At 61.1% G+C, this 19562-nt stretch carries 16 protein-coding genes and 1 tRNA gene; 8 read left to right on the top strand and 9 right to left on the bottom strand.

Annotation, left to right across the window (positions count from 1 at the left end; genetic code table 11):
* Positions 1-37: 37 nt before the first annotated feature.
* Together ACEN98_RS22345 and ACEN98_RS22340 are read right to left on the bottom strand one after the other, a co-directional pair.
* On the bottom strand, positions 38-1003 hold the full coding sequence (locus tag ACEN98_RS22345; RefSeq protein WP_413387132.1) for an HDOD domain-containing protein: 966 nt from the start codon (positions 1001-1003) through the stop codon (positions 38-40).
* A gap of 124 nt (positions 1004-1127) precedes the next feature.
* Positions 1128-1871: an SDR family oxidoreductase gene (locus ACEN98_RS22340; RefSeq protein ID WP_413387131.1), complete on the bottom strand. Its 744-nt coding sequence runs from the start codon at positions 1869-1871 to the stop codon at positions 1128-1130.
* A 97-nt stretch (positions 1872-1968) separates the two neighbouring features.
* Here ACEN98_RS22340 and ACEN98_RS22335 point away from each other — a divergent pair, with 97 nt between their 5' ends.
* Positions 1969-2865, top strand: a complete 897-nt coding sequence (locus ACEN98_RS22335; RefSeq protein WP_413387130.1) for an AraC family transcriptional regulator — start codon at positions 1969-1971, stop codon at positions 2863-2865.
* Positions 2866-2911: 46 nt separating this feature from the next.
* On the opposite strand, the gene ACEN98_RS22330 is transcribed toward ACEN98_RS22335, so the two are convergent.
* Positions 2912-3694, bottom strand: coding sequence for an HNH endonuclease (locus ACEN98_RS22330; protein WP_413387129.1), 783 nt, complete (start codon positions 3692-3694; stop codon positions 2912-2914).
* Between the two features lie 163 nt (positions 3695-3857).
* Here ACEN98_RS22330 and ACEN98_RS22325 point away from each other — a divergent pair.
* Positions 3858-3948 (top strand) — tRNA-Ser (locus ACEN98_RS22325).
* 152 nt (positions 3949-4100) lie between these two features.
* On the top strand, positions 4101-4868 hold the full coding sequence (locus ACEN98_RS22320; RefSeq protein ID WP_413387128.1) for an HNH endonuclease: 768 nt from the start codon (positions 4101-4103) through the stop codon (positions 4866-4868).
* A 242-nt stretch (positions 4869-5110) separates the two neighbouring features.
* Here ACEN98_RS22320 and ACEN98_RS22315 read toward each other — a convergent pair whose 3' ends face one another.
* The 3 genes from ACEN98_RS22315 to ACEN98_RS22305 all read right to left on the bottom strand — a co-directional run bounded on the left by ACEN98_RS22315 (position 5111) and on the right by ACEN98_RS22305 (position 8368).
* Positions 5111-5425, bottom strand: coding sequence for a hypothetical protein (locus ACEN98_RS22315; protein ID WP_413387127.1), 315 nt, complete (start codon positions 5423-5425; stop codon positions 5111-5113).
* A 299-nt stretch (positions 5426-5724) separates the two neighbouring features.
* The gene (locus ACEN98_RS22310; protein WP_413387126.1) at positions 5725-6117 is read right to left on the bottom strand and encodes a hypothetical protein; all 393 of its coding nucleotides are present in this window, start codon (positions 6115-6117) and stop codon (positions 5725-5727) included.
* A gap of 163 nt (positions 6118-6280) precedes the next feature.
* Complete coding sequence (locus ACEN98_RS22305; RefSeq protein ID WP_413387125.1) at positions 6281-8368, bottom strand: AAA family ATPase; 2088 nt, start codon at positions 8366-8368, stop codon at positions 6281-6283.
* Between the two features lie 867 nt (positions 8369-9235).
* Here ACEN98_RS22305 and ACEN98_RS22300 point away from each other — a divergent pair.
* Both ACEN98_RS22300 and ACEN98_RS22295 read left to right on the top strand, forming a co-directional pair.
* Positions 9236-9637, top strand: coding sequence for a hypothetical protein (locus ACEN98_RS22300; RefSeq protein WP_413387124.1), 402 nt, complete (start codon positions 9236-9238; stop codon positions 9635-9637).
* A 257-nt stretch (positions 9638-9894) separates the two neighbouring features.
* A complete protein-coding gene (locus ACEN98_RS22295; RefSeq protein ID WP_413387123.1) occupies positions 9895-12576 on the top strand; it encodes a polysaccharide deacetylase family protein in 2682 nt (893 codons plus the stop codon).
* A gap of 71 nt (positions 12577-12647) precedes the next feature.
* On the opposite strand, the gene ACEN98_RS22290 is transcribed toward ACEN98_RS22295, so the two are convergent.
* Together ACEN98_RS22290 and ACEN98_RS22285 are read right to left on the bottom strand one after the other, a co-directional pair.
* On the bottom strand, positions 12648-13559 hold the full coding sequence (locus tag ACEN98_RS22290; protein ID WP_413387122.1) for a lipase secretion chaperone: 912 nt from the start codon (positions 13557-13559) through the stop codon (positions 12648-12650).
* Positions 13556-14482 carry a lipase family alpha/beta hydrolase gene (locus tag ACEN98_RS22285; RefSeq protein ID WP_413387121.1) on the bottom strand — a complete coding sequence of 309 codons (927 nt, stop codon included), beginning with the start codon at positions 14480-14482 and terminating at the stop codon, positions 13556-13558. The genes ACEN98_RS22290 and ACEN98_RS22285 overlap by 4 nt, the downstream gene beginning before the upstream one ends.
* A 157-nt stretch (positions 14483-14639) precedes the next feature.
* Between ACEN98_RS22285 and ACEN98_RS22280 the strand changes: the two genes are divergently transcribed.
* Positions 14640-14960: a KTSC domain-containing protein gene (locus ACEN98_RS22280; protein WP_413387120.1), complete on the top strand. Its 321-nt coding sequence runs from the start codon at positions 14640-14642 to the stop codon at positions 14958-14960.
* Between the two features lie 120 nt (positions 14961-15080).
* On the opposite strand, the gene acs is transcribed toward ACEN98_RS22280, so the two are convergent.
* A complete protein-coding gene (acs, locus tag ACEN98_RS22275; protein WP_413387119.1) occupies positions 15081-17072 on the bottom strand; it encodes an acetate--CoA ligase in 1992 nt (663 codons plus the stop codon).
* Between the two features lie 201 nt (positions 17073-17273).
* On the opposite strand from acs, the gene ACEN98_RS22270 reads away from it, so the two are divergent.
* Positions 17274-17885: a TIGR00645 family protein gene (locus tag ACEN98_RS22270; protein WP_413387118.1), complete on the top strand. Its 612-nt coding sequence runs from the start codon at positions 17274-17276 to the stop codon at positions 17883-17885.
* 36 nt (positions 17886-17921) lie between these two features.
* On the top strand, positions 17922-19457 hold the full coding sequence (locus tag ACEN98_RS22265) for a fumarate hydratase (RefSeq protein ID WP_413387117.1): 1536 nt from the start codon (positions 17922-17924) through the stop codon (positions 19455-19457).
* The last annotated feature ends 105 nt before the right edge of the window (positions 19458-19562 follow it).

The raw sequence follows: 19562 nt of genomic DNA, 5'->3' as shown, positions 1-19562 counted from the left end.
CTGCCGTGGCAACACGGAAGAAGAACGGTGGGGCGGATCAGCTTTCGACGGTGCCCAGCTTGCCGAGGCAGCGGCGCTGGAAGTTGTCCAGGCCGTCGGTGACGAAATCGTCGTCCTCGTCGATCACGTGGCCGTCGATCAGCATGCGCAGCTTGGCGATGCGGTCGCCCAGCGCGAGCGCCTGCGCCAGGTTCTCCTCGCCCGGATCGCCGGCGTGCGCGATCGCGTCGGCGACTTCCTGCGGGAAGTCCCAGTGCTTCGCGATGGCGGCCGACAGCAGGCGGCCTTCGGCCAGCAACTGCACGCCGAATTCGCTGGAACCGGGCACCTTGTTCTCTTCGCACAGGCGGTCGGCCAGGCGGAAGCCGACGACGAGCCCCAGGTTCTGCATCAGGCCGGACAGATAGGCTTCGAACGGCCCGGCCGTCAGGCCCGGCGCCATCAGGCTCGCGGCCAGCGCGCATTTCTCGGACTGGGCCCAGACGTGCGGCGCCGCCAGGCGCGTGAAACCCGTCGTCTGCAGCTTGATGATCGGACGGAAGGCGATGCGCGCCAGCAGCATGCGCAAGCCATTCTGGCCCAGCATCATGAGGGCCGCTTCGACCGTCTTCACGGGCGACATCGGCCGGTAATACGCGCTGTTCGCCTCGCGGATCACCTCGGCCACGAGGACGACGTCCTGCGCGACCTGGCGCGCCAGCTCGGCGTTCGACGCTTCGTCCTGGAGGCTGCGCAGCAGTTGCGGGATCACTTCCGGCACGCGAGGCACCAGCTCGGCCGCACTGGCCGGATCGCGCGCGAGCGCGCGCACCTGGTCGAGGATCGCCGCCTGGACGGCGTCCGACGCCTCGTAGCCGGAGGACGCCGTCAGCCAGCGGTAATACGCGGCCTCGATTTCGGCGGGAATGCCGCCCGGGTGTTCGTCCGCCGCCGCCACGGGAGCGGGTTTCGTGTCGGGCGTGTTGTCGGCACCGCCCCGGAGGCGGCTGATCCAGTTTTTCATAGGCGTTGGGACTGCGCAGCGGTCATGGCTTCATTGTAGCCTGTTGCTGGCTGTGCGCGCATGAACTTACATGCGAATGATGCCATGCGGCAACATTCGCGACAACGTTCCCTATCGCCGCGCGTCAGAGCGAGGCCGCCAGTGCTTCCGCATCCGCACCGGCGGGAATGCGCATCGGCGCCGCGGGATCCGTCACGGCACGCCACACGGCTTGCGCAACGTCCTCGGCGTGCGTCACCGGGCCGGGCGCGCGCATGCCCGCAAACAGGCTGTCGCGCAGCGGCGCGTAATCTGCCGGCACGTCGTCCTGCATGAGCGGACGGGCGTTCTCGCCGAAGCGCGTCTCCGGCGCGCGACCCGGCAGCACGAGGCGCGCGCGGATACCCAGCGGTTCCAGCTCCAGCGCCAACGATTCCGTGAACGCATTCACCGCCGCCTTGCTGCCCGTGTAGACCGACAGCAGCGGCCGCGGCGCGAGCGTAACGGTCGATGTCACGTTCACGATCACGCCCGCGCGCCGGGCGCGCATCGCCGGCAGCACGGCCTGCGTCATGGCGATCGTGCCGAGTGTGTTCGTTTCGAACACCGCACGGATCGTGTCCGTCGACACGGCTTCGAGCGGATTGATCAGGCCGACGCCGGCATTGTTGACGAGCGCATCGATCGGCCCCGCGGCGGCGATGGCCGCGCGGACGCTGCCCGCGTCCGTCACGTCCAGCGCGACGACGCGCAGGCGGCTCGACGCCGGCAGCAGGTCGGTGCGCGGCGTACGCATCGTGGCGACGACCTGCCAGTCGCGGTCGAGGAAATGGCGGGCGATTTCGAGGCCGAAGCCGGACGAGCAGCCGGTGATCATGACGGTTTTCATGTGAACTCCTGTGTGGGTTGGCAATACCGTCACGATAGCGGTCGGCGCCAGGACGCGCTACAATCGTTAGTCCACATATCTTTTGCGAGAGTCCGGAATGATCGATCCCTTGGCCGACGTGGTCGGCCTGCTGCGGCCGGGCGTGCGCTACACGAAGATCGTCGGCGCGGCGGGCCGCTGGGGCGTGCGGCGCACGGAAACGGGCGAGCCGTCGTATTGCGTCGTACTCGACGGCGCCTGCCTGCTCACGGCCGCGGATATGGATCCCATCGCGCTCGAACCGGGCGACTTCGTGCTGATCCCTGCCACGTACGGCTTCTCGATGTCCAGCCTGCGCCCGCCGCCCGCACGCGACTTCGACAAGCCGCCCGCACAGGTCGCGCCCGGCGAAGTCCGCCACGGCACGCGCGACGGCCCGCCGGACGTGCGCTTCCTCATCGGCCACTGCGAGTTCGCGGCGCCCGATGCGGCCCTGCTCGTGTCGCTGCTGCCGCGCGTCGTGCACGTGCGCGGCGAGGCACGCCTGGCCACACTCGTGCAGTTGGTGAACGACGAAGCGCGCGCCGGGCGTCCCGCACGCGACGTCGTGCTGGCGCGCCTGCTGGAAGTGCTGCTGATCGAAGCGTTGCGCGGCGCCGGTGGCACGGACGCGTCGCCGGGGCTCGTGCGCGGTCTCGCGGACGCACGCCTCGCGCACGCGTTGCGCGCGCTGCACGCGGCCCCCGCGCGTGCCTGGACGGTGGCCGATCTCGCCCGCGAAGCGGCGCTGTCGCGCTCCACGTTCTTCGAGCGTTTCAGCCGCACCGTGGGCATGGCGCCGATGGCCTACCTGCTCACCTGGCGGATGGCGCTGGCGCAGGACCTGCTGCGGCGCGGCGCGGGCAGCGTCACCGAGGTGGCCGAGCGCGTGGGCTACAGTTCCGCGAGTACGTTCACCGTCGCCTTTGCGCGGCATGTGGGGCAGCCGCCGGGGCGGTATGCGCGGGCGGCATGATCAGACCAATTGGCCCGCGACGCGGCGCCACCGGGCTCGAAACGACTTACGGAATGCCTACCGCCGCTTCATCGCGCTTCTTGTGCACGAGTTCCCATTGCTGCTGCAAGGCGGACACCGCTGGATGCTGGGCGGGATGCGATGGATGCTTCAGCGGTTGTCCCGACAAGATACGATAAGTCGGATCGTCGACGTCGGGGCCGACCCATACCCCGCCTGTATCGGGATCGACGGCCAATAAGCCCAAGTCCCATAACGTATGGATGTCGGCACGCAGCAGTATGCCATTCTTGATCGTATTGGTATCCGGGCCGAGGTAGGGCGTAATATGCGCAGCTTCCAACAGGGGAACCACGGGACAGCCTGTGATCGCGCAACGTCCGCCGTAGGCTTGGAGCAGCGCCGCCCTGAACTTGCGCTGTCCGCGTCGCTGGACGACTTCGCGCAGGACGCGTGTGCGCGCGTCATCGAGGCCCGTCGGATCGAACGGCTCGCCGGTGTCCGCTTCGAGTTCTTCAACTTGCTTTCGATACGGCCCGTAATCGTTCGGCTTTCCGTGATATTGGGCCTGCAAGTATTTTTGATAGTTGCTGAGGGCTGCAGCGTGCATGCCCTTCCCCGTCGCGTTCCGATTGATGAACTCGGTGGTTCGGCTCAGCCGCTCGATGAGGACAGTGAGTTCATCCACATCCGAGATGTCGGAGATTGGTTTCGTCGTCAGCTTGTGCCTGATCGCCCAGTTGGTCAAACTTCCCTTGATGGCGTTGAGGTAGTTATTGGCCGACTTTTCGGATAAGCCGCTTGCTCGCATCCATTCCACGAAATCCATGTTGCCTCTTCAATAGATATTGAACAGGCAAGATAGCATTGATTTTGAACAGCGGGATCTGAACGGGGAGGCAATTTAGTAGACGTGACATGACACCCTTGTACAGCCGAGAATCCTTGCTATAATAGGCGGCTTCGCGAGCAACTGGTTCGTGAACCCATCAGGAGAGATGGATGAGTGGTTTAAGTCGCACGCCTGGAAAGCGTGTATAGGTTCATAGCCTATCGGGGGTTCGAATCCCCCTCTCTCCGCCAAGGATAATCATTTGATTTTTAAGACAAAAGCCGACTTTTCGAGGTCGGCTTTTTCTTTGTCTGCGCTATAGATTTGGTGTGCGCTATTCGGATCAATGCTATCTTGCCTGTTCAATATCTATTGAAGGGGCAACATGGACTTTGTGCGATGGATGAAGTCGACCAGGCTGTCTGAAAAGTCCGCCGACAGCTACGCGGGCGCACTCAAGGGACGCTTGAACAACTTGGCCATCAGCCATCAGATCACGAAGAAGCAACTCGCAAACATCACCGATCTGCCCGAGTTCGTAGCGGTGGCTGAGCAGCTGAGGCAGACACCAGAGTTCAAGGACAGGAACTCGACCGGTAAGGGAATGTATGCCGCTGCGCTCAGCAACTACCAAAAATACCTGAGCGCTCTCGGCGCCGGTACCGCTACCAAGACCACGGAATACGGTCCGCATCAACGTCAGGTCATCGTTATCGAAGCGGAGCACCCCGAGTTTGCCCCGAAGGGACGGGACGACGCCCGCGCACGCGTGCTGCGCGCGGTTGTTCAACGCCGGGGCCAACAAACGTTCAGGAAGGCCCTTATCGCCGCGTATGGCGGTCGCTGTGCGATTACCGGCTGTTCCGTCCTGCCCTTGCTGGAAGCGGCCCACATCACGCCGTATCTCGGGCCTTACACGAACGCGATCACGAACGGCCTGCTGCTTCGCGCGGGCATCCATACGTTGTCGGACTTGGGTCTGATGGCAGTCGAGGCATCGACGAAACGTATATGGGTGAGCCCTGACGTGAACGACCCGACTTATACTGATCTGTCGGGCCGTGCGCTCACGCCGCCTAAGCCTCCAACCCAGCAGCCATCAACGGCGGCGCTACTTCAACAATGGAACCTCGTGCGCAAGTCGAGTGTTCCAGCAGGCATAGAAGCGTAGGCAACGCTTAGCCATGCCACTCATTCCTTCACGGGCTCGGTGTTCCCGCTCATGTCCAAAACACCACTGACGACGAGATCGCGCCACGGATCGACAAACTTGCCTCGATACCAGAAGAACATCGGGCCGAAGAAGCATCGCTCATTCAACAGCGGAAGGACCTTCGTAGGCGTAGGCGGCAAAGCTGGTCCGGTATAGCGGAAGATGTGGACGTTGGTGCTCCACTCTTCAAATTCTTCGCATTACTCGGTTGGATCGTTCGGAATTGCATTGCGCTCGTCGCCTTCTGCTTCGTCGTCGCTTCGGCGGTACCAATCAAAGATGTCGCCTTCGCAAAAATGAAAAGCGCGAAAATCGTCGACGAAGGATTCATCTGAACTCCAGTTGTCCATTGCATTCTTAATGTCGTAGCCGACCACGAGGCCCGTCTTGTATGCAGATTCACTGATGCGATTGAGCTTGGCTTCCGCTACGACATGGCGCCAACTGGCAAACCGGTTTTGCTTCGCGATCTGATCGAAGGCCTCGTGATGCGAGAGCCCCGTAGATCGTTTCAAGGCTCGGGCTTCCTGCTTCCACTTCCCGAAGGTAACGGAAGCTATCGAACGCAAACGTACAGTTCAGGTAATCCGTGATGGCAGCATACGGGTGTATGTTCCCTTCACTGTCGGGTGAAAACTTTCCCCCCGTAGTACCAGACGGGGGGAACCCTGCTGCGGCCTCGGCAGCCCCAGCGGCGAGCGCCGCAGGAGCTACCGAGTCCTCCGCAGGCGGACCCGAAAAAGGAAATAGATGCATAGGGGTATCCATGCCCCCTATGCTAGGGGTAATCAATACCCCTCGTAAAGGGTATTGATTACCCCTTTGTGCCGCTTGGGCTCGCCAACTCGCGTCTATCCTCGACAGGAATATCGCCGCTGACCACCTTCCAGAAGTTGCCGAGCTCCGTCGCGATCTTGTAACCCAATGACCGCTGCGCCACCGGCCCCTCATCGGGGAAGAACTCACGCACGGAGATACCGAGTATCTCTTCGTACTTCCGGATCGTCCGTTTGTTGTGGATGACCACCAGCACCTTCCAGCCGACGTAGTCGCCCAGCATCAGCATTCCCAGGGCTTTCTCTAACTCATCCGCCGTGCCAGAAAAGCGGTTCAATGCATCGTTGGCGATACGGACGAGCTGCTGTGCGCGTTCAGGAGGATGAACGGTCTCTACAGGTGGAGTCGAATATTTGTCTTTTCGTGCCATCTTCGCTACTTGAAGTTGACAGAATAGACCGGGAAGGGGTTTTCAACAACCCTTGTTCGGCGCCGTGGCCCGGTTACCCACCGCGCCGCTCGCTCTTGCCCTGCTCATGGGGCAGCGAGCGGCGCCGTGGATAACCAGATCAGGGACCGGCCAAACAGGCTCGTCACATTAAATTCTTTGTACACTCAGCGACAATATGATCTGGCACGTAGTCATACTCATGCGGGTTCAACTGCATGATGTACTCATTTTCAATGTGATATGTTTCGTTCACGAATTTTTTCACGACATTATTGTCGTGGTTGTCAACGTTTATAAGACGAAATATTTGAAGCTTTTCGTAATTATTATTTGTTTCAGTGAAAAGCTGAATCATAGCTTCTCGGTCGCTCATGTTCGACACTAATGCAGCGTAATCAAAGTCGGGAATATGCTGTCGAATCATATTTTCACAGCTGTCGATCTCTTCGGGCGTCATTGGCAGCTCTACAGGAATTCCGTCCACTCCGATTGACCGTATGGTCGGCTGAGGTCTCTTCTTGAACACATTTGACAGAAGCTGATATTCCATACCCTTATCATCCAAAATTTCGAAATGCCGGCGAAGATATATTGCCTTTATAGCATTGTGATTTGCGGATTTAATATTCTTATCACACACCTGAGAAAAGCTTAGAATATCATCCTTTTTAATCTCTTTTTCAGTCACCTTCCCATCTTTAGCCGAGAGGAAGTGCGCCACTGGCTTCGGCTGAAACGTGTGCGCTAAATTCTTTATCATGTCAATTACTGGCTCGATGTCATGCGTCAACATTAAGACTGTTCGACCTTTAAGGCAGACCTTACTCCGAAAGAGCATTTCTATAATTGCGTATTTTTTGTTTTTATCAAACGATGAAATAGGATCGTCTAATATTACTAAATCGGGGTTCTTTGTCAGGCATTCGTACATGAAAAGGACCAAAGAAAAAGCATTTCGTTCACCATAACTTAAATGGTCAGCACCATCAGAGATTTCGCTAGTGCAGTCACGATGCTTCAGCTTCATTTTGAATGTTCCCGAATCCTCTGTAATATCTACATAGTATTTATACCCGGCATACTTCAAAAAATTATTGATGTCCTCTTTATGTTTCTGAGCGGTTTCTTGAATCAGCTTATTCTGTTTATTGATCTCACCCTGGAGCTTCCCGGCGCGCTCAATAACGCTGTCGAGAGCAGAATTAATCTCAGACACTAGATCACTGGTTGCATCCGAGTTCAAATGCCCCAGAAGAGCTAGCTCTATTTTTAATTTCGAGATCTCAACTTTTATCGCGGAAGAATTCTTTAAAGAGAAATAGGATATTGATTTAATATCATTTATTTTCCCGGTCAAGGTTTGCACTTGCTGCTTAATCTCAGCAAGAAATGACTCTTCCTCTTTCTTTAAGCCATCCTTGTTCTTTACGATAACATCAAGCTTTTGTCGTGTCTCGTCACTAAAGTAGGCACCCAGCTTGCTCAGTACGTCTTGAATTTTCGCCAAATGTTCGACAGATTTTGCGTCGTACGTCTTTTCCACCGACAAGATAGTTTCTTTCTTATCTGCCGTCGGCGAGGTGCAATAGGGGCACTGATCCGAAATTGACATAAAGCTGTTACCGGTCATCTGCCACTTCAGCCACGCCAAATTATTTTCGCTTTGAATGTACTTGCTAAATGGCTCCAGTCCGGCAGGGATATTCGCGATAGCATTCCCGTTCCCGAGTCCTTTGATAAACTTACTGGATTTTGCCAAACCAGAGTTCGACTTACCGAAACATTCATAAAGTGCTGCGAGATCAATCAGTACGACATCGATTCTCTCATCATTTCGAAATGTATTGCGTATATCCGAAATTATGCCCTCGATCTCTGCCATTTTTTGTTCGTATTGAGGGGTTTTAATAAACACATCAAAACTGTTCTTTAAAACCTCATCTTGTGTAAAAACGAACTGATTGATGTATTCTTCGTTGAAAAGTAGAGCAGATTTCAGTTGGAAATCGAGCGTAACAGACGGCCTCATAGTCGGTTCAAGTTCGATTCCTCGATACTTGAAGGGCAAGAGCGGCTGAAGCATACTATCTCCCTGAACGTGCAATGATATTGCTTTCGCGATTGTGCTCTTGCCCGTACCGTTTGGTCCATGCTTAATATTCAGCTTACCAACTTCAATTGTAATATTTGCCTCATCTATACTATTGCAATTGTTGACAATGATATTCATTTTAATTTGACAGTCGATTAATTTTTGACAATGATCTAAAAAGAATATCATGCCTTGCGGTTGCAAAAATCACAGATTCTCACTTTTCTGTACATGCCCCCCTGCGCTATCGGAAGTACTGACGCCTTGCGACTTCCTACCGCTACATTCAAGGAATCGTTCCAATGGATAGCGCATATATGACTACTTAAGTGTTTGATATTCTTGAGAAAATCTGCAACTTGCGCATTGCTTCATAGCCTATCGGGGGTTCGAATCCCCCTCTCTCCGCCAAGAACCCAGTAAATAAGCGCCTTTCGGGGCGCTTTTTTATTGTGTCCCACAGCCAGGCCCACATACCGAAACCTGTTCCGAACAGGCTGCAAATTGGCTGGGGTCGACCTCGTACCTCAAGGGCAATGTGGTCATCCACTGCTGACAGCTGTCGGCTAGCGGCACCTTTGGCACTCGGCGCACTTAGATCCTATTCCAGTAGAACTGCTGAGCGCCAAGCGATGATGCCGTACACCAAATGAAGACACGCGACGTAATTGCTCGCCTTCTTCGGCCAACGGATCAGCACGACCCAACGTCGAACGCGCTTCGCTTGGGATAAACCGGCGACTTTTCTCAGCGTCTAAAGGCTAAGATGAACTTAGGAATGTGTTGCGATCACGCCAAGAAATCCTTAGTATTCTGTGTCCCCAGAGCAATTTTCTAGCTTGCAGACGGGGGAGCCGCTCCCGCTCGGCAAACGAAGAAGCAAGTTCCAACCAGCTTCCGCTTGGACAGGCCATCCGATGACCCATGGGGGCGAAGCGGCAAGACGAATAGTCCATGCGCCTTAGTGGTGCCCGTACACGGCCGGTAGCCGAGAAGGAATGTAATATGCATCCTCGAAAACTCATCATCGTAAGCACAGTTGTGGCCGGATTGGCGCTGGGAGGTTGCGTCAGTTGGCAGGTGCCGCCAGAGACCGCCAGCTATGGTCAGATGCCGGTTGCTTATGAGGCGAGCGTTCGCGCGGCAATGGAGAATTATCTAAAAGACCCAGCAAGCGCTACTTACCGCTTCGGTAAGCCAGTTCGGGCATATTCAAATTATGGCTGGGCTGAGGCGCACGGTGCACAAGTCGAGTGGACTGGTTATCTCGTGAGGGTAGAGGTAAACGCAAAGAATAGTTTTGGCGGCTATGTCGGATACCAGCCATACATGGTTTTGTTCAAAGATAACGCTGTGTTCCGCGTCCTACCGGGAAGCGCGCACCCGCTTGTTCACGTAGTTCAATAGTCCGTTGGTTTTCGCGGTATTGCGAGTAGCCCTAGCGCTGAGTGGCCGCGCACCCGGCGACGTACTCCCGCACCTCGACATTAGCGTTTCGTCCTTCCATGCGGGCAGCTCGTGATGCACGTGTCCCATCATTGGCTCCGCTCATTGCAATGGTGCGACATTTGGTTTGTTGCGCCACCACAAACGTTAAGTTTTCGTTAGCAAAAGTCACGCCGTTAGTGATATTGTTGCCGCGATATAACTTTTTCAACACGGCCGTGAAACGCAAATCCCTTTACCTCGTCATCTTCGCCATCGCCGCAGCGGGCGCCGCCAGTGGGACCTGGATCGCCAACCGCAAGCCCGCGCCGCCCACCCAGTCGGCGCCAGCCACGGGACTATCGAAGGAAGCCACCGCCATCGCCGCCGACATGCGGCAGGTGCTGGCCGCCTACCGCAAGATGATCGTGCTGACCCAGGACGAAGCCGGGCTCTCCTCGACAGGCCAGGAAGAGGTCAACCGCGTCGGCCAGCAGCTGTTCCATGAAAACCAGGAGCGCATCAACAAGATCGACGATGCGCTGGCGAGCCTTGTCGGGTCGCAGAATCCGCGCCGTTTCGAGGCGGTCGGCGGCCTGCTCGATTACGTCGAGTCGGGCGAAGGCCTGTACGACGCGGACCGTCTCGCATTCCGCGAACTGATGCAGTCGTTGCTGGCCAGCGTGGCGAAGGATTCGTCGCTACCCGCGATCAAGCTGCACAAGCGGATCTCGGAAGACGTCGATGCGCTGGCCGAGATCGAGCGCAATTACGAGAAGGAGATCCGTGCCGTCTTCGGGCGCTTCGAGACGCGCTCCATCACGCTCAAGCGCGAGAAGTGGGACAGCTACGTCGCCTACCTGAAGACGCTCTACCAGCGCGACCGCATCCTCAAGGATTACGGCGTCGTGCTGCCCTACCCCGCCAAGCCCGAACCGCCGAACCAGGACAACAGCCCGACCGCGCAAAAGGAAGAGGACGAGATCTTCGGCAAGGGCCTGCCCAAGAAGACGATCGTGCTGACCTTCGACGACGGCCCGCACCGCCGCTACAGCGAGGAGATCGCCGCGATCCTCAAGCAGTACGACGCGCCGGCCGTGTTCTTCAGCGTCGGCCGCAACCTCGGTACGCTCGACGCGCACGGCGCCGCGCGGCTCAACGCGGGCGCGGAAGTCAGCCGCAAGCTGAAGGCCGCGGGCTATGTGCTCGCGAACCACAGCTTCTCGCACGCGCAGTTGTCGAAGGAGAGCGGCGACAGTCTGAAAGCCGAGATCCTCGATACGGACACGCTGCTGAAGGCCGTCGATCCGCAACGCTCCGCGCTGTTCCGCTTTCCCTACGGCGCGCGCAACAAGGAGGGCATGCACCTGCTGGCCGATGCGCACCTGAAGTCCGTCATGTGGAACATCGATTCGCTCGACTGGGCCGATCCGGTGCCCTCGTCCATCGCGGATCGCGTGCTGCGCGCGGTCGACAAGGAAGGCCGCGGCATCATCCTGTTCCACGACATCCACGAGCGTACCGTGAAGGCGCTGCCGGCGATCCTCGACCGGCTCGTCGCCGAGGGCTACCAGTTCGCCGGCTGGGATGGCAACGCGTTCCGCGTGAGCGGCGGCGCGCATGCGACGCCGGCGCCGGTCGCGCGCGCGGCTGCGACGGGGTATGCGTCCTCGTGGGCGATCGTCGTCGGCGTCGACGGTTATCCGAAATGGCCGCGCCTGCAGTACGCCGTGCGCGATGCGGAAGGCGTCGGGCAGGCGCTCGTGCAAAAGTTCGGCTTCGCGTCCGACCACGTGGTCACGCTGAAGAACGAGCAGGCCACGCGCCGCGGCATCCTCGCTGCATTCCATGACGTAGTTGGCCACGGCTTGCAGCCGAACGACCGCGTGTTCGTGTTCTTCGCCGGCCACGGCGCCACGCGCAAGCTGAGTTCCGGCCGCGATCTCGGCTACATCGTGCCGTACGACGCCGATCCGGAGAATCTCGCCAGCGACGCGATCCCGATGACCGAAATCCAGAACATTGCCGAGAGCCTGCCCGCGAAACACGTGCTGTTCGTGATGGATGCCTGCTACAGCGGCCTGGGTCTCACGCGCGGCGGCGCCAACGCGGCCTTTTTGCGCGATAACGCCAAGCGCCTCGGCCGCCAGATGCTGACGGCGGGCGGCACGGACCAGATGGTGTCGGACGGCGGTCCGAACGGCCATTCCGTGTTCACGTGGACGCTGTTGCAGGGCCTCGGCGGCAAGGCCGACCTGAATGGCGATGGCCTGATCACGGCGACGGAGCTGGCGGCGTACGTGGCGCCGGCGGTGGCCAGCGTGTCGCAGCAGACGCCCGCCTTCGGCAGCCTGCCCGGGTCCGAAGGCGGCGACTTCGTGTTCGAACTGCCGGAGGAAAGCGAATTCCTGAACACGAACACGGCGCAGCTGTCGAACGATGCCATCGCGCTCAACACGAAGCTGGACGCGAAGGCGTCGGCGCCGACCGCGCCCGTCGTCGTGAAGGACCTGCAAGGCGGCGAGCAGACGATCAAGGCGCCGGTCGCGGTGCCGGTGTCGAGCCGCCAGCAGGCGCAGCGCGCCAACGACCACGGGCTGCAGCTGTACAAGGAAAAACAGTACGCGCAGGCGGAGGCGCAGTTCACGGAAGCGCTGAAGCTGCGGCCGAACTTCGCGCTGGCGGCGAACAATCTCGGTTTCGTCTTCTACAAGCAGGACAAGTTTGCCGAGGCGGCGCGCTGGTTCGAGAACGCCATCAAGATGGATCCGTCGCGCGCGATCGCGTACATGAACCTGGGCGACGCGTATGCGCGCGCGGGGGATGGCGAGAAGGCGAAGGCGGCGTACAAGACTTATCTCGAGCTGGCGCCGACCGGGCCGGGGGCTGGATACGCAAAGCAGCAGGTAGAGAAATTGTAGGGTGGGCGGCCCTCCGCCCACGCGGACGCTTGCGATGCGTTGACGTCACGCGTGGGCACGGGGTGCCCACCCTACGGGGTTTCGTATGCAGGTAGTCTCCGCTGCTCGTCTTCGCTGAACATCCGGCCGCGCAGCGCCGCCACGGCTGCCTCGTCGTTCAGTCCCCGGCGCCGAACCAGATACGCTTGGATCCGCCGCTTCCACGCCGCCTCCTCCCGATCGACATCCGCCAGCCGCTGCGCCGCATCCGCGCCAAACGCCTCCGCGCGCAGGCGGAAGACATCGTCCTCGCCCGCACCGCCGGCCCGCAGCCGTTCCGCCTCCTCCTGCACGCGCACGATTTTCAGAGGCGCCTCGCGCGCCGCGCGCACGTCGGCCGGCAAGCCGGCATCCAGCGCGGCCAGGCGCGCCTGCTTCTGCTGCGCGTCCAAGGTGCGGTCGTCGCGGATCGCCATGCGTGCCAGGGCCTCGGCATTGGCGGCATCCTCGCGGCCGAAGATCGCGGCGATCTCGCGCTGGCTGAAATACTGCGCACGCAGTCCGCGCAGCGCGTCGAGCCGGCGCTTCAGGGCCGCGGCGTCCTGGCCGGTCAGCCTGCGATCGACGCCAAGGCCCGCCAGCGCCTGCCGGTACGCGGTGTAGCGCGTCAGCACGCGCTTCGCTGCCGCGGCGGCGGCCGGGCGCAAGGTGCGGTCCAGTTCACGCTCGATTTCCGCCCGCACCGCGGCGGGCGATTTCTCGCCCACGGTGCTCAGGTAGTAGTCGAACAGTTCGATCAGCTGGGCGTCCGCGACGACGCTGTCGTCCGGCGCCACGTGCACGGCGCCGTCCGGCCGCGTGCCCAGCAGCGATGGCGCGAACGCCTTCGCCGGCGGGGTGACGGTCACGGTTTGCATTGCAGGCGCAGGCTGCCCGGCCAGCATGGCAAGCCACAGCGTGCCGGCCGCGCCGAGCGCCAGGACGATGGTCGGACTGCGGTTCACAGGCCCATCTCGCGCAGGCGGTTGGCGTGCTGGCGGTACAGCGTGACGGGATTCGTCTCGAACAGGTTGACGAGGCCCGCGACCTGGTTCACTTCGTCCAGGTGGTTCAGCGCGTAGTCGTCGCGGATCACGCGGCCCAGGTGGCTGGAGCAGCTGCCGACGAGGCCATCGTTCTTCTCGCCGCGGAACGCCAGCGACACGAGGCCGAGCGGCGCGTCGATCGGGTCGAGCAGGTTCGTGAACGGTTGCGCGCCGCTCCACGAAAAGTAATACACGCCTCCAGCCTGGTAGGCGCCCTCGCCGCACGCGGTCGTCGGCACGCCTTCCGGATGCGCCGCATTGAACTTTGCGGCACCCGCGGTCGTCAGCGCATCCAGCGCCGCCGTCGACACCTGCGCGCTGCCGTCGCCGGACAGGAAGGCGATGGTGCCCGCCAGGCCGTCGACGATGGACCCCAGCACGGCTTCCGAAAAGGTCCCCGGCGCGACCGTGCCGCGGATGACGTCCGCCACAGCGGACCCCTTATTGACGCCGCCGACGCTCGTCACGGACGCGACGAGGTTCGGCGCCACCGAGGCGACGTAGCGGATGGTCGGACCGCCGTGGCTGTGGCCGATCAGGTTGACCTTCCGGGCGCCGGTCGCGGCCAGCACCTGCTTGACGTAGGTGAGCAGCTGCTCGCCGCGCACTTCCGTGCTGTTGGCGGCGCTCACCTGGGCGACGTAGACCTGGGCGCCGTCGCGGCGCAGCGCGTCCGTGATGCCGAACCAGTAATCGAAGGGGCCGATGCTGTCCCAGCCGAGCAGGCCGTGCACCAGCACGATCGGGTAGCGGGTCTGGGTATAACCGGCGGCGGATGCGGAAAGCGGCAGGAACGACAGCGCGAACAAGAGTGCGGCGAACCAGCGGGCGAAACGTTTCATCGGTTAGTCTCCTTTCTAATGATTGTCGTACGGCTGAGTCAGAGTACGGTCAAGCGGAGGACGCAACAAGGCATGCACGGCCGCACGGGACGGATTGGCTTGCCGAATCAGGTGAATGTCCCAATAATCCATGCATCGTCAGGGGAGAAAACCACACATGGACATGAAACGCATCAACGCGGGCAAGCTGCGCGCGATCGGCTACGACGCGCGCGAGCGCATCCTGCGCGTGGAATTCGACGACGGCAGCGCAATCGATTACTCGGGGGTCGGCAGCGAGGTATGGCGGCGCTTCTCGACGTCGGGCGCGGCCTGGAGTTTCTATCGCGACAATATCGAGGAAGAGTTTGCGGGCAAGCGCGGCCGCGCGCAGGTGGACAGCAAACGGGCGGAGCTCGATGCGCTGTTCAGCGTTGCCGAGGCGCCGAAGAAGCCGAATCCGTTGGACGACCTCTTCAAACCGTCCGGCGACGAGTAATTGGGTCCCCGCCTTCGCGGGCGACGGCGGGGGCGCGGCGCATATAAAAAAACGCCGCCCCGGTCTCCCGGCGCGGCGTCAACTCTGCTGTGACCAGTGTAACCGATCACGCCCGAATGGTCAGGCAGATTCTTTCAGTTGTTCCAGGATGGCCGGGTTTTCCAAGGTCGAGATGTCCTGGGTGATGGTCTCGCCCTTGGCCAGCACGCGCAGCAGGCGGCGCATGATCTTGCCGGAACGGGTCTTCGGCAGGTTGTCGCCGAAGCGGATCTCTTTCGGCTTGGCGATCGGACCGATCTCCTTGCCGACCCAGTTGCGCAGCTCGGCGGCCAGCTTCTTCGCTTCCTCGCCGGTCGGACGCGCCTGTTTCAGCACGACGAACGCGCAGATCGCCTCGCCCGTCGTCTCGTCCGGCTTGCCGACGACCGCGGCTTCCGCCACGATCGGGTGCGCCACGAGCGCGGACTCGATCTCCATCGTGCCCATGCGGTGGCCCGAGACGTTCAGCACGTCGTCGATGCGGCCCGTGATGGTGAAGTAGCCCGTGTCCTTGTTGCGGATCGCGCCATCGCCAGCCAGGTAGTACTTGCCGCCCAGTTCATCCGGGTAGTAGGCGCTGCGGAAGCGGTCCGGGTTGTTCCAGATCGTACGGATCATCGACGGCCACGGACGTTTCACCACGAGGATGCCGCCCTGCCCGTTCGGCACGTCGTGGCCGGCCTCGTCGACGATGGCGGCCATGATGCCCGGCAGCGGCAACGTGCAGGAACCCGGCACCATCGGGGTCGCGCCCGGCAGCGGAGTGATCATGTGGCCGCCCGTTTCCGTCTGCCAGAAGGTGTCCACGATCGGGCAGCGCTGGCCGCCGATCTGCGTGTAGTACCACATCCACGCTTCCGGATTGATCGGTTCGCCGACGGTGCCCAGCAGGCGCAGGCTGGACAGGTCGTAGTTCTTCGGATGCACCTTCTCGTCCGTGTTGGACGCCTTGATCAGCGAACGGATCGCCGTCGGCGCCGTGTAGAAGATGCTGACCTTGTGCTTGGCGATCGTCTCCCAGAAGCGGCCGGCGTTCGGGAACGTCGGCACGCCTTCGAACACGATCTGCGTGGCGCCGACCGCGGTCGGGCCGTAGCAGATGTACGTGTGGCCCGTCACCCAGCCGATATCGGCCGTGCACCAGTAGACGTCGTCCGGCTTGAGGTCGAAGGTCCACTTCATCGTCAGCGCGGCCCACAGCAGGTAGCCGCCGGTCGAGTGCTGGACGCCCTTCGGCGTGCCCGTCGAACCCGACGTGTAGAGGATGAACAGCGGATGTTCCGCATCCACCCACTCCGGCTCGCACTCGCCGCTCTGGCCGTCGACGAGGTCGTGCAGCCACAGGTCGCGGCCTGCCTGGAAGGCGATGTTGCCGCCGGTGCGCTTGTAGACGATGACGTCGCGGATCGTCTCGCAGCCGCCCATCGCCAGCGCCTCGTCGACGATGGCTTTCAGCGGCAGCGATTTACCGCCGCGCAGCTGCTCGTCGGCCGTGATGACGGCAACGGCGCCCGCGTCGATGATGCGCTCCTGCAGCGACTTCGCGGAGAAGCCGCCGAACACGACGGAGTGCGTCGCACCGATGCGCGCGCACGCCTGCATCGCGGCCACGCCTTCGATCGACATCGACATGTAGATGATGACGCGGTCGCCTTTTTTGATGCCGCGGGATTTCAGGCCGTTGGCGAATTTGCACACACGCTCGTGCAGTTCGCGGTAGGTGGCGCGGGTGACGGTGCCGTCGTCCGCTTCGAAGATGATCGCCGTCTTGTCGCCGTTGCCGTTCTCGATTTGGCGGTCGAGGCAGTTGTACGACGCGTTCAGCTGGCCATCCGCGAACCATTTGTAGAACGGCGCATTCGATTCGTCGAGGGTTTGCGTGAAGGGTTTGTGCCAGGCGACGTTTTCGCGCGCCAGGCGGGCCCAGAAACCTTCGTAGTCGCTGGCGGCTTCGTCGCACAGCTTGTTGTACGCATCCATGCCGGAAATCGCGGCATTGGCGGTGAATTGTGCGGGCGGCTGGAAGACGCGGTGTTCCTGCAGTCCCTGCTGTTGGGTCTCGTTCTCGGCCATACTAGTCTCCTATTGATGATGTAGTAATTTTGCCTAATACCTTAAGCACCCACGCTTACTGAGCCCTTACACGGCCCAAGGCGGCATCCCCGCTGGCCATTCTATCAACCTTCGGCATGCCACGACGCCGTGCCGGCGACGCGCGGCGGGTGTAGAATGTTGAGCTGTCCTGACCGCCGCCGCATTGGAAAGCCCGCATAGATGCTCGATTCGCAACCCTCCTCCAGCGCACGCAAACGCAGCGCACTCGCCAATTTCATGTTCGCCAGCCGCTGGCTGCAACTGCCTCTGTATCTCGGCCTGATCCTCGCGCAGTGCGTTTACGTGTTCCATTTCTGGGTCGAACTGAAGGACCTCGTGCTGGCCGCGATGGGCAACGAAGCCGCGCTGCAGCACATCTTCCAGGCCGTCGCCGTGCCGGGCGCGCCGCTGCCGGACAAGCTGAACGAAACGACGATCATGCTCGTCGTGCTGGGCCTGATCGACGTCGTCATGATTTCGAATTTGCTGATCATGGTGATCGTGGGCGGCTACGAGACGTTCGTGTCGCGCATGTATCTCGAAGACCATCCGGACCAGCCGGAATGGCTGTCGCACGTGAACGCGTCCGTGCTGAAGACCAAGCTGGCGATGGCGATCATCGGCATCTCGTCGATCCACCTGCTCAAGACGTTCATCAACGCCAAGTCCTACGATGCGCAGACGATCATCGCGCAGACCTGCATCCACGTCGTGTTCCTGCTGTCGGCGATGGCGATCGCCTACACCGACCGGATCATGATGAATACCCAGAGTGACAACAAGCACCACTGATTCCTCCGTAATCCAAGACCCCACAGCGAGACCCACATGACTGTCATTAAACAGGACGACCTGATCGAATCGGTCGCTAGCGCCCTCCAGTACATCAGCTACTACCACCCCGCCGACTACATCCAGCACCTCGCGCGCGCCTACGAGGCCGAGCAGAGCCCGGCCGCCAAGGACGCCATCGCGCAGATCCTGACCAACTCGCGCATGTGCGCGGAAGGCAAGCGCCCGATCTGCCAGGACACCGGCATCGTCAACGTGTTCCTGAAGATCGGCATGAACGTGCGCTTCGAAGGCTTCGGCAGCGGCTCGATCACCGACGCCGTCAACGAAGGCGTGCGCCGCGCGTACAACTTCGCCGACAACAAGCTGCGCGCCTCGATCGTCGCCGACCCGCACTTCGAGCGCAAGAACACGAAGGACAACACCCCGGCCGTCGTGCACATGGAACTGGTCCCGGGCGACACCGTCGACGTGATGGTCGCCGCAAAAGGCGGCGGCTCGGAAAACAAGACCAAGTTCGTCATGCTGAATCCGTCCGACTCGCTGGTCGACTGGGTCCTCAAGACTGTCCCGCTGATGGGCGCCGGCTGGTGCCCGCCGGGCATGCTGGGCATCGGCATCGGCGGCTCCGCCGAGAAGGCCATGCTGATGGCCAAGGAGTCGCTCATGGAAGACATCGACATGTACGAACTGAAGGCACGCGGCCCGCAAAATAAACTGGAAGAGCTGCGGATCGAACTGTGCGACAAGATCAACGCACTGGGCATCGGCGCGCAGGGCCTGGGCGGCCTGACGACCGTGCTGGACGTGAAGATCAACATGTACCCGACCCACGCCGCATCGAAGCCGGTCGCGATGATCCCGAACTGCGCCGCGACGCGCCACGCGCACTTCGTGCTGGACGGCTCGGGCCCGTCGTACATCGAACCGCCGGCGCTGTCGACCTGGCCGGACGTGAACTGGACGCCGGACACGCAGAAATCGAAGAGCGTCAACCTCGACACGCTGACGAAGGAAGAAGTCGCATCGTGGCAGCCGGGCCAGACCCTGCTCCTGAACGGCAAGATGCTGACGGGCCGCGACGCCGCGCACAAGCGCATCCAGGACATGCTGGCGAAAGGCGAACAGCTGCCGGTCGACTTCACGAACCGCGTGATCTACTACGTCGGCCCGGTCGATCCGGTGCGTGACGAAGTCGTGGGCCCGGCCGGCCCGACGACGGCGACCCGCATGGACAAGTTCACCGACATGATGCTCGAGAAGACGGGCCTGATCGCGATGATCGGTAAAGCGGAACGCGGCCCGGCCGCCATCGAGGCGATCAAGAACCACAAGTCGGCCTACCTGATGGCCGTCGGCGGCTCGGCTTACCTCGTGTCGAAGGCGATCAAGTCGGCGAAGGTCGTCGGCTTCGCAGACCTGGGCATGGAAGCGATCTACGAGTTCGAGGTCAAGGACATGCCGGTCACCGTGGCCGTCGATGCGACGGGTACGTCGGTGCACCAGACCGGTCCGAAGGAGTGGGCTGCGAAGATCGAGTCGCTGAAGGGTATCCCGGTCGCAACCGCTTAAGGTTGTGCGGTACGACGTGTGAGCCCGGCCCGCGCCGCCCGCACGTCGTCCCCGCGGAGGCGGGGACCCAATTTCACTCGCAGTACCGCAACGCTTCCTGCCGGG

The sequence above is a fragment of the Massilia sp. CT11-137 genome (assembly GCF_047302885.1).
Classification (GTDB): Bacteria; Pseudomonadota; Gammaproteobacteria; order Burkholderiales; family Burkholderiaceae_D; genus Telluria; species Telluria orientalis.
Note: the sequence above shows the minus strand (reverse complement) of the source record. Positions and strands in the feature narration are given on the sequence as shown.